Origin of the sequence: Geobacillus jurassicus NBRC 107829, from assembly GCF_001544315.1 — a bacterium.
GTDB lineage: Bacteria > Bacillota > Bacilli > Bacillales > Anoxybacillaceae > Geobacillus > Geobacillus jurassicus.
In genome coordinates, this window is the sequence record NZ_BCQG01000048.1 from 22,135 (window position 1) to 28,339 (window position 6,205).

Below are 6,205 nucleotides of genomic sequence, written 5' to 3' on the forward strand. Positions count from 1 at the left end.
CTGCGGCGTGTAGTATAATGGGAAAGGGACAAATCAGGAGGGGATTCGTATGTTTCAATCGTTGCAAATGTTTGGCCCCGTTGCCCTTTGGAGTCCGTTTTTTTTGCTTGTGTTAGCGGCGGTTGCGTTGCTGTACATTGGGATGACCGGGCCATGGCGGCAGCGTTTCGGCCTCGGTGATGCGGTTTCGGGGACGCAGAAGGCGTATTTTTTGACAGGGATCGCGCTTCTTTATATATGCAAAGGGTCTCCGTTGGATTTGATGGGTCATTTGACGTTCACCGCCCATATGGTGCAAATGGCGGTGCTGTATTTGATTGTGCCGCAATGTTTTATTTTAGGCATTCCGGCGCCGCTTTATGAGCGCGCGTTCCGCATTGCGGTGGTGCGCCGCGTGTTTCGGCTGTTGACAAAGCCGATCGTAGCATTGTTGCTGTTTAACGGTTTGTTTTCGCTTTATCACGTTCCATTCATTTTTGACGCCGTGAAAATGAATATGTGGCTGCACGCGTTCGTTACCTCGGTCATTTTCGTTGCTGCGTTTTGCATGTGGTGGCCGCTTATTAATAGGCTGCCCGATTGGCAAACGTTGTCGGGTTTAAAAAAGATGGGCTACATTTTTGCTGACGGCATGCTGTTGACCCCGGCTTGCGCGCTCATTATTTTTACCGATACGCCGCTTTACGCCACATACACCGACCCGAAGGCATGGATGGCCGCGCTGGCTCTATGCGTTCCTCAAGGAACGTTGGCTTCGCTTGACTTGACGGGGCCGCAAATGTTTTTATCGATGTCACCGCTCCATGACCAGCAGCTCGGCGGCGTGTTGATGAAAATCATTCAGGAAATTGTGTACGGGACGATGCTGTTCTTCATCTTCAGCGAATGGTATCGGAAGGAGCGGGAGAAAGAACCAAGCATGGATATGGAGCCGCGGCCGACCAAACTGTAAAGCGCGGTTGGCCGTCAAAACGATGAACAAGGAAGAAAGGGAGAGAAGCGATGGCTGTTTTACCGACAATCAGCACGAGTTGCATCGTGATCAGCGCCTTGCTCGTTGCCTACGGCTGGTATTTGATCAGCCGCAGGCGAATAGAAGCGCATAAAAAGGTGATGTTGACGGCGGCGGTGTTTGCTTTGCTGTTTTTCACCATTTACATGTCGCGGACGTTGTTTATCGGCAATACGAGCTTTGGCGGGCCGGAGAACGTCAAAGTGTATTATACGCTGTTTCTCATTTTCCATATTATTTTAGCGACGGTCGGGGCAGTGTTTGGCCTTGTCACGATTTGGACGGGATTAAAAGACAAGCGGGTCCGCCACCGTCGGCTTGGGCCGATCACAAGCATCATCTGGTTTGGCAGCGCCTCAACCGGGGTTGTCGTCTATTGGCTGCTTTATGTCCTTTATCCAGGGGGGCAGACGACATCGCTCATCAAAGCGGTGCTCGGTTTTTAGCTGCGGACAAGGAGCAAGGGCAGCGAAAGCCGCATAGCATATATAAAAGCAACTGGAAGCTTCAACATATCATTGTCCCAAAAGCGTGTCGTCTATTTTTTCGACAGTCGATCAAATATACGAGGGCTCTATAAAAGAGCGTAAACGTTAACGTTTCCAATCTAGAAGGCCGGTGATTTAACGGGAAATGCGGCGCAACAATGGGGTTTCTCAAATTGAGAAACCCCATAAAAGCAGCTCATCACTTTACCTGAGAGCCATCGGTTTAGGGGAAATGATTGTTTTTCACCGGCTTTCTAGAATAAGCGTGATTTTGTGCAGCGGGAGGAGAAAACGATGAGCACCTTCCTCTATCGGAAACGGAGCGCCGTGGAGGCGACGCTGCTGACGATTGTGATGATGTGTGTGCACGAGCGGACGGAAGTCTCCTTTGACGATTGTGAAGTGTTCATCACCGTTGCCCAAGATGAACGATGCCGCATCACCGTCAAGCTGTCCATTCAGTATGGAGCGCCGGTGATGGCGGTTTGCTGCGAGTTGCAGCGGCAAATCGCCGAGGAGATCGCTGCGATGACGCCGTACGTCGCCGAGACGGTCAACATTGTCGTCAAACGGCTTGTTATGCCGTGAAAAAACGCATGAGAATCATGCTCTCATGCGTTTTTTGATTATTCCTTGACTTTTTCAAGCTCGCTTTTGACTTGGGCCAACACGTTTTGGCATTGATTGACAAGAGAGGACGGAAAATGCTCATCATCGCCGTACTCGACGCCGTGTGGATAGTAATGCTTCCCTAAAATCGGCGTGATCAGCTTAATGAGCGCATAGCGCGAATCGACGTCTCCCTCAATGGCGTACCCTTGAACGCGCAAATAGTAGGTGCCTTCTTTGATGACGTATTTCCGATCGTACGTGACCCGCTCATAATCCCATTGCGCCGCGCGCACAAAGCCAAGGCGTTCCATAATGTCGTCAAGGCGGGACAGTTCGACCGTCTGATTTTCCAGTCCAGTATTTTCAAACTTCATCCTTCTTCCTCCTAACAACGCAAGTTATGTAAAAGCGCCAAGCAGGAAATCATCCTCTCATTTATAATAGTACGAAAACGGTTTGCTTTTCAACGAATTGTTTGCCATTTTGGGCGCCCTCTTTTTTTTGCTTTCAAAAAACGGCTATAATGACAGTAAGGAGATTGTGCAGAAAGCGGGAGTTGCCGTGTGAAATGGTTTTTTCTTTTTTTGTTTTTCTTGATCGGTTTGTATTACTTTGTGCCGAGTCCGCCGCCCCCAGGCCCGTCCGAGCAGCCGAAGACGGATGGATACACGTTGAAAGAACCGAAAGCGACCACTGGCATGGCCGTGTTGATCGGCCAGTCAGCGCAAGCGGTAAAAAAGCAACTCGGCGATCCGGATCGGATCGATCCATCAGCCTACGGGTATGACTGGTGGGTGTACAGCCGCCGCCCGGAGTCGTACGTGCAGCTCGGCATCTCGCGCGGCCGGGTCGTCACCGCCCTTGTCGGTGGAGAAAAGGTGAATGTTGAACCGTTCGCGGTCGGCCAGCGTCTGCAGACGATTTTCCAAACGATGCCGGTGCTGTCGAACATTGAGATTCAGTTGAGCAGCGGGATCTACCGGTTTGAGTTGTCTGAACAAGATTACTCGTCAAGGCCGGTTGTCAAAGTCGGCAGCGTTTACGTCCAGCTGTATGTTGATCGATTCACCGGAAAGGTGGCGGCTGTTCGTCTCATGGATGCGGAAACGTTCGTCAAGCTGCGGCCGTACGAGCTTGTTTACCGAGGGGCTCTGCCGGCGGCCGCCCCGCTGTCGGAGGAAAAGCAGCGGGCGGTTGATGCGGCCAGTGCGAAACAAATTTTTGACTGGACGAATTTGATCCGCCGTCGTCACGGGCTTTCCCCTCTCATGTGGGATGACAAGGCCGCTGCTGCTGCCGCCAAACATAGCCGCGACATGCATGATCACCGGTTTTTCTCTCACGAGTCGCCGCAATATGGGGATTTATCCAAGCGGCTTAGCGCGCTTCACATTCCGTTCCAGCTCGCCGGGGAAAATATCGCCGCTCATCAAGTCGATGGCGTCGAGGCGACCATCGGATGGCTGAACAGCCAAAACCATCGAGAAATTATGTTGAACGAGCAGTTCACCCGCTTGGGCGTCGGCGTCTACGCTGACTATTATACGCAAAATTTCTTTACGCCGCTCTAAAAATTGGGCGCACCTCTGTATGCTGGGTGCGATATGATATGGCAGATAGGCATGAATGGGTGAAAGGAATGAGAACCGCTATGGCCAAGCCTCTGCATCCTTCCGTTGAACAGTTCAAACAGTTTGTCAAAAAACATCCAAAAATCATCCAAGAGGTGCGCAGCGGCAAAAAGACATGGAAGCAAGTGTATGAGGACTGGTATTTGTTCGGAGAAGACGATGACATATGGGAGCCGTACCGGGAAGAGAACAGCAAGGAAAAAGAAAGAGAGGAAGGAAAAGGAACGAACAAATGGCTCGACAAACTGGCGTCTATGCTCGGACAGATGGATGCGGCTGAAGTGCAAAAACATTTGGCGAGCGTCCAGCAGGCGATTGCGGCGATCCAAAGCATTCTTTCCGAATTTCAAGGAGCCGGCCTAGAGAGCAGGAACAAAGAAGAGCACCCGTTTTCGTTCCGGAAAGATTAAAGGGTGGTGGCGATGAGGAAAGACGTATGGCAATATGTGCAAGCCAATCCGATGTTGCGTGCGTTTTTGCGCGAACAGCCGCGCTGGTACCGGCTTCTTGCCCGCCGCCCGCATGAGCTGTCGGCGTTCCAATTGGCCGCCTTGCGCCACTATGAACTGACGATCCCTGACAAGGTGGAAAAAATCGCTCAATCGTTGCAAATGGCGTCGCTCATGTGGCAAATGTTTAAGGCCATGCGCGACTAATCGAGCGGCCAACGGCAAAGACTAGTGTTGAAAGGGAGTGATGTCTTTGCCGAAGTGGTTCGCATGGTTTGTGTGCATTATGCTGCTTGCGGCGTATGCCTTTGGACCGGCGCCGTCTCTCCCCGCTCAAGTCGAAGCGGCGGGCGGTCCGCTGCAAGTGAAGCATGAAGTAAAAGGAAGCGACGTGTTCATTGAATGTGTCGCCGTTCAGTTTCCATTTCGCAAAGGAAGCGGCGGTGGGCACGTGAACGTTTATGTCAACGGACAAAAAATGACGGAAGTGTATACGGCCGCCTTTATCGTGCGCGGTTTGCCGAGCGGAAAACATACCATCCGTCTTGAGCTCGTCTACAACGACGGAAAAGCAACCGGCATCGTGCACGAATTTGATGTCGTCATCCCGTAAGAGGGAGGCGATTGTGTAAACGATGGATGAGGCGATTCAGCAAAGTCTGGATCGCCTTTTTGATTTTCTTCCTTGCTATCTCTTTCCTTTCCATTTTCGTTCCGTTCATGGTATGATGAATTATGGAGGTGCCATTGGTGAGGATTGCGACTCTCGAGCGCATCGAGATTTTAGATAAAGCAGAAGTGTTGGCGAAAATGATCGTTGAGTCGGACGTGGCGGATGAATATCGCCGCGCGTTTTGGCGGCTGAAGCAAGACCGCCGCGCCCAGCAGCTGATCGCCCGCTTTGTCAAGCTGAAGGAGCGGTACGAGGAAGTGCAGCGCTTCGGCAAATACCATCCCGATTACCGCGACGTGATGAAAGAAGTGCGCGAAGCGAAGCGGGAGCTCGATTTGCATGAGACGGTCGCCGCCTTTAAGGAGGCGGAGAAGGCGATGCAAGAGCTGCTTGATGAGATCAGCGTGCTGATTGGCAAAGCGGTATCGGAACACGTCAAAGTGCCGACCGGAAATCCGTACTTTTTGTCGGTTGGTTGTTCCGGCGGCTGCGGGGCGGGCGGAAGCTGCGGTTGCCGCACATAGAAAAAAGGGGAAGGGACTATGTTTCCAAAACGGCAAGGGATTATTGTTTGGCTTCATTCGCTGAAACATGGGAAACAGTTGCGCAAGTTCGGCAACATTCATTACATTTCCAAGCGGCTGAAGTATGCCGTTTTGTATTGCGACATGGAGCAAGCCGATCATGTGATGAAAAAGCTCGCCTCGCTTCCATTCGTCAAGCGGGTCGAGCCGTCGTACCGCCCGTTTTTAAAGCTGGAGTTTGAATCGAAAGGGGAGAAGGAAAAAGACTCCCCGTATCCGCTCGGATGAAAACAAACAGCGAGCCTGTCGGCCGAAAACGGCTTGGCAAGCTCGCTGTTTCGTTGTTTACTGAAGCGGAGGAATGAAGCGGTTCATCCGCATAATGCCGATCAAATGCTGATAATATAAATCGAGTTCGGCGAACATCGTCGATGGCTTGACGTCGAGATGAATGACGTCCATGCCCAGCTCCTTTGCGGCTTCCATAAACAGTTCGTACCGTTTGTTCGGCTTGACGGACGGGTCGGGAATGCCTTCGCGGCAAACGTAAATGGGCTGGAAATCCCCCGGGTCAGTCGGATGAAGGACAACGGCCAAAGAGACGACCGGCTGGCCCTTTTTTACTGTATGGAAGGCGAAACAGCCAGATAACCGATGACGGTTGGCCCGCGCCAGTTCGATCAGCTCATATATATCGGAATACCCTTCGCCAAGTTCGATGAACCGTTGGATCATAAACAGCTCCCCCTTGCAAGCATCGTCCATCCTTAACTTTACCGGCCATCTCCATGAATTGCAACCAAAAAAAACCTTGCG

At 51.7% G+C, this 6,205-nt stretch carries 11 protein-coding genes; 9 read left to right on the forward strand and 2 right to left on the reverse strand.

Annotation, left to right across the window (positions count from 1 at the left end; genetic code table 11):
• The first annotated feature begins 49 nt into the window (after positions 1-49).
• The 3 genes from ctaG (at position 50) to GJ1_RS13465 (ending at position 2,088) form a co-directional block, all read left to right on the forward strand.
• Positions 50-952, forward strand: a complete 903-nt coding sequence (gene ctaG, locus GJ1_RS13455; RefSeq protein ID WP_066233374.1) for a cytochrome c oxidase assembly factor CtaG — start codon at positions 50-52, stop codon at positions 950-952.
• A gap of 50 nt (positions 953-1,002) precedes the next feature.
• A complete protein-coding gene (locus GJ1_RS13460; protein ID WP_066233377.1) occupies positions 1,003-1,458 on the forward strand; it encodes a DUF420 domain-containing protein in 456 nt (151 codons plus the stop codon).
• Between the two features lie 336 nt (positions 1,459-1,794).
• Complete coding sequence (locus GJ1_RS13465; protein WP_066233379.1) at positions 1,795-2,088, forward strand: Asp23/Gls24 family envelope stress response protein; 294 nt, start codon at positions 1,795-1,797, stop codon at positions 2,086-2,088.
• 38 nt (positions 2,089-2,126) lie between these two features.
• On the opposite strand, the gene GJ1_RS13470 is transcribed toward GJ1_RS13465, so the two are convergent.
• The gene (locus GJ1_RS13470) at positions 2,127-2,486 is read right to left on the reverse strand and encodes a YugN family protein (protein WP_066233382.1); all 360 of its coding nucleotides are present in this window, start codon (positions 2,484-2,486) and stop codon (positions 2,127-2,129) included.
• A gap of 189 nt (positions 2,487-2,675) precedes the next feature.
• On the opposite strand from GJ1_RS13470, the gene GJ1_RS13475 reads away from it, so the two are divergent.
• From GJ1_RS13475 to GJ1_RS13500, 6 genes are all read left to right on the forward strand, one after another.
• Positions 2,676-3,683 carry a CAP domain-containing protein gene (locus tag GJ1_RS13475; RefSeq protein WP_066233385.1) on the forward strand — a complete coding sequence of 336 codons (1,008 nt, stop codon included), beginning with the start codon at positions 2,676-2,678 and terminating at the stop codon, positions 3,681-3,683.
• A gap of 80 nt (positions 3,684-3,763) precedes the next feature.
• Positions 3,764-4,153 (forward strand): YlbD family protein, encoded by a 390-nt coding sequence (locus tag GJ1_RS13480; protein ID WP_066233389.1) that lies wholly within the window; start codon positions 3,764-3,766, stop codon positions 4,151-4,153.
• A 12-nt stretch (positions 4,154-4,165) separates the two neighbouring features.
• Positions 4,166-4,399: a YlbE-like family protein gene (locus tag GJ1_RS13485; protein ID WP_066233392.1), complete on the forward strand. Its 234-nt coding sequence runs from the start codon at positions 4,166-4,168 to the stop codon at positions 4,397-4,399.
• Between the two features lie 40 nt (positions 4,400-4,439).
• Positions 4,440-4,805: a hypothetical protein gene (locus tag GJ1_RS13490; protein ID WP_066233394.1), complete on the forward strand. Its 366-nt coding sequence runs from the start codon at positions 4,440-4,442 to the stop codon at positions 4,803-4,805.
• Positions 4,806-4,942: 137 nt separating this feature from the next.
• Positions 4,943-5,389: a YlbF/YmcA family competence regulator gene (locus GJ1_RS13495; RefSeq protein WP_066233399.1), complete on the forward strand. Its 447-nt coding sequence runs from the start codon at positions 4,943-4,945 to the stop codon at positions 5,387-5,389.
• 18 nt (positions 5,390-5,407) lie between these two features.
• Positions 5,408-5,677: a YlbG family protein gene (locus tag GJ1_RS13500; protein WP_066233401.1), complete on the forward strand. Its 270-nt coding sequence runs from the start codon at positions 5,408-5,410 to the stop codon at positions 5,675-5,677.
• A 57-nt stretch (positions 5,678-5,734) separates the two neighbouring features.
• Here the strand turns inward: GJ1_RS13500 and GJ1_RS13505 are convergent, their stop codons facing one another.
• Positions 5,735-6,124: a DUF7147 family protein gene (locus GJ1_RS13505; protein ID WP_066233409.1), complete on the reverse strand. Its 390-nt coding sequence runs from the start codon at positions 6,122-6,124 to the stop codon at positions 5,735-5,737.
• Between the last annotated feature and the right edge of the window lie 81 nt (positions 6,125-6,205).